Raw genomic sequence first — 3806 nt, forward strand, 5'->3', positions numbered from 1 at the left:
TAACAGCTGTATCTATTATCCTACTTTTTGTATTGTCATTGACAATTTCCCAAGCACCAGCTGCTGGAGGTAATGCTGTTAGATTCGGTATCTTAACATTATTACCGCCACTTGTTGCTATTATCTTAGCATTCATAACAAAAGAAACAGTATTGTCCTTGTTCATTGGTGTATTCGTTGGAGAATTCATGTTGTGCAGTAATGATTTAAACATCATCTCAACTATTATCAATGCATTCCTGAACTTAGGTTCACAAGTCATCTCTTGTATGGCAGATCCTTGGAATGCAGGTATTATTCTTCAATGTTTACTTATTGGAGGAGTTATCCAGTTAATTACAAAAATGGGTGGGGCAAAAGCTCTTGCAGATGCATTCGCTAAAAGAGCAGACACTCCTCGTAAAGCACAGATATTTACTTGGATTTTAGGATTATGTGTATTCTTCGACGATTACGCAAACTCTTTAATTGTCGGTCCTATCATGAGACCAGTTATGGACAAACTTAAAGTATCAAGAGAAAAATTAGCATTTGTAGTTGACGCAACTGCTGCTCCTGTAGCTGGTATTGCAATCATTTCTACCTGGATTGGTTTAGAAATCAGTTTAATTGCTGCTGGTTTCCAATCTGTCGGTGTAAGCAATGCTACTGGTTTTGGAATATTTTTACAAACCATTCCTTACAGGTTCTATAACATTTTCATTTTATTATTCATTGTGATTTCCGCAGCAACATTATACGAATTCGGTCCAATGAAAAAAGCAGAACAAGAAGCTCGTAAAAGAACTGAAATTCAACAAGTCGCTGAAGCACCTGGTTTCGATGACGTTAAACCGGTTGAAGGAATCAAATTATCCGTATGGAATGCTATCATTCCTATTGCTACTTTGATTATCGGTGCACTTGTAGCGTTCTACTGGAGCGGATACACAGCTATTTTAGGTGGAGAAGATCAAGCTCTCATCACCTTGATGAAAACAGCACCTTTATCATTTAACGGTATCTTTGAAGCATTAGCAGCATCAGACGCATCTGTTGCACTTTTCCAAGCAGCACTTCTCGCTTCCATTGTAGCTATTGTAATGGCTGTCGGTGAAAAAATCCTATCTATCGAGGATGCAATCTCCGAATGGATTGGAGGTATGAAAACCATTGTTATCACTGGTGTAATCTTACTTCTGGCTTGGTCATTAGGTGGAGTTATCGGTGAAATAGGTACTGCAGATTATCTTGTAGGTGTTTTAAGCGGAACATTGCCTCAATTCATCGTTCCTGCATTGATTTTCATTTTAGGAGCATTGATTTCCTTTGCAACAGGTACTGCATACGGTACAATGAGTATCTTAATGCCTTTAGCAATTCCTTTAGGTTGGGCAGTAAGTTCCGGTGACATGAGTTTCACAGTCGTATGTACCAGTGGAGTATTGACAGGAGCTATTTTCGGTGACCACTGTTCCCCAATTTCAGATACAACAATTCTTTCATCTATGGGAACAAGCTGTAACCACATCGATCACGTTCAAACACAAATTTACTATGCAATCTTTGTTGCAATTATTGCAATAGTACTCGGTTACATCCCAGCAGGTTTGGGAGTACCTTGGTACGTCTGTATCCCTGTCGGTGTGATTGCAATGTTTATCGGTCTTAGGATACTTGGTGAAAAAGTAGACTTTGATGAAGTTGAGGAAGAAGCCTCCTCATAACTTCATTTTTCTTTTTTTTTAAAATTTCGATTAATTAGCTATTTATTTTTATTTAGATTTATTGAACTGTCAGCAATTTCTGTCATTGTTTCAATAAACTCATCATCCACTTTATCAATTCCAATGGATTCTTCCCATTCTTTTAAAATGATTTCTAATTTTGGTATGATGGCTTTTCCTTTTTTAGTCAAATTTAATACATATTGGCGTCCGTCGGTTTTGGATTTTGTCTTGGTGATATATTCCTCGTCTTCTAATTTTTTCGTCACTTGAGTCACAGCACTTTTTGTTAAAAATAACAGGTCTGCTAACTCCTGTTGACTTATGTCGTGTTGTTCATCCATAATTAACATGCATAGTGCTTGCAATGCAGTTAAATTGTATTGTGAAAGTGTTCTGTTTAAATATATCTTGGTATTTTTGTGGAGGGTATATACAATTTCGACAAATCGGTCATATCCATGATATTCAACTACTCTTTTAAACTTCATGTTTTCACCCTAAATATATTATATTTGTATTTATTATATATTTTTTTCCACTAAATAAGCTTTATTTTATAAAATAATTGTATATAGTTTACTACTAAACTAATTAGTCATTTATAGGATTATTTTGTTTAAAAAAATCACTATATAATGCTTATTGTTTATTTAAGTATTTTTTTCTATTTTTTTTAAGTTTTATTTCCATTAATTTTCATTGGATTATATTGAATTAATTTAGGCACGCCAAAATATTTATAGCATTTTTAATATAATAATAAGCATGAGTGAAAATAATCATTTGCCGGTTTTTGGTGTTGGACCCTATTTGATAGGTATGATAATCCTTATTACAATATTATTTTTTGTTTTGAGTTTCCATAATGTAATCCCTGTTTATAAATCAAATCAGATTATTCTAAGTGTTTTGGGATTTGTTCTGATTGTGGTTGGCACAATCTTCTGGCTATCCGCCAATGTCAATTCAAGAATAGACGACGGCATCAGGAACAATCAACTGATTACAACCGGAATATATTCAAAGGTCAGACATCCGATTTATGCCGCTTTCCTATATGCGGTAACAGGTGCGATTTTAATCTTTGATAATCTGTTTTTAATATTTTTGCCGGTTATTTTCTGGTTAATATTGACAGTTGTTATAAAAAATACAGAAGAGAAATGGCTGTTTGAATGGTATGGTGATTATTATTTAATTTATTCAAGAAAAGTTAATAGATTCATTCCGAAGGTGAGATAATGGGAATATTCGACAACATGAGAAAACCTAAGGGAAAATTAGGTCAGATTCAGTTAAAATCAATGAACAAGGAACATACTCCGGTATCATTATGGGGTTTGAAACATCTGGACATTAAATCCGATGATGTAATTTTAGATATAGGCTGTGGCGGTGGAATAAACATCAACCGTATGGCAAAACATGCAAAAAAGGTATACGGTGTGGACTACAGTATGGACAGCGTAAAGGTTTCAAGAGAAGTCAACAGGCAGGAGATATATGACGGTAAGGTTGAAGTTGTCCATGGGGACGTGCAAAGCCTACCCTTTGATGATGAAACATTTGATGTGGTGACAGCCTTTGAAACAGTCTATTTCTGGCCGAATATTGAAAAATGTTTTGCAGAGGTTAAAAGAGTTCTAAAACCTGGTGGAATATTTTTAATCGGAACTGAATCAAACGGATCAGATAACATTCCTATGAAAATATCTGAAAAATTAATTAATATGACAGTATACAATGACAAGGAACTCTGTCAATATTTAGTGAACAATGACTATTCGCAGATTACAGCTTATCTGCGCGACGGGCGAAAAAAGCAGGAAACGATTAAGGAAATAGGCGGTGAGACCAAAACAATTGAGGATGATTACGACCATGTGTCATTGACAGATAAATGGGTTGAATGGATGACTGTTGTTGCAAGAAAGTGATAATATGGCTGATTATCAAGGTGTAGAGGATACATTGTTCATTCCGTTAACCGCAAGGGTAAACATTTCAAAAAAGTTTCCTGAATATTTCCATGATGAAAAGGCTCTGGATATGGAAAGATTAATTTCCGGAAAGCAAATTGAGAAAAAGTCATCTGAA

General features: G+C 35.0%; 4 protein-coding genes. 3 read left to right on the forward strand and 1 reads right to left on the reverse strand.

Going from position 1 to position 3806, the window contains the following annotated elements; all coding sequences use genetic code 11:
• On the forward strand, window positions 1-1706 hold a 1706-nt coding region (locus tag ACKI30_RS04850; protein WP_407410366.1), incomplete at its 5' end, for a Na+/H+ antiporter NhaC family protein.
• Window positions 1707-1744: 38 nt separating this feature from the next.
• Here the strand turns inward: ACKI30_RS04850 and ACKI30_RS04855 are convergent.
• Window positions 1745-2197 carry a MarR family winged helix-turn-helix transcriptional regulator gene (locus ACKI30_RS04855; protein WP_407410368.1) on the reverse strand — a complete coding sequence of 151 codons (453 nt, stop codon included), beginning with the start codon at window positions 2195-2197 and terminating at the stop codon, window positions 1745-1747.
• A 277-nt stretch (window positions 2198-2474) separates the two neighbouring features.
• Between ACKI30_RS04855 and ACKI30_RS04860 the strand changes: the two genes are divergently transcribed.
• Complete coding sequence (locus ACKI30_RS04860) at window positions 2475-2951, forward strand: methyltransferase family protein (protein ID WP_407410372.1); 477 nt, start codon at window positions 2475-2477, stop codon at window positions 2949-2951.
• Window positions 2951-3646 (forward strand): class I SAM-dependent methyltransferase, encoded by a 696-nt coding sequence (locus ACKI30_RS04865; RefSeq protein WP_407410374.1) that lies wholly within the window; start codon window positions 2951-2953, stop codon window positions 3644-3646. Before ACKI30_RS04860 ends, ACKI30_RS04865 begins: the two co-directional genes overlap by 1 nt.
• The last annotated feature ends 160 nt before the right edge of the window (window positions 3647-3806 follow it).

Source organism: Methanobrevibacter sp. (assembly GCF_045539575.1).
Classification (GTDB): domain Archaea; phylum Methanobacteriota; class Methanobacteria; order Methanobacteriales; family Methanobacteriaceae; genus Methanocatella.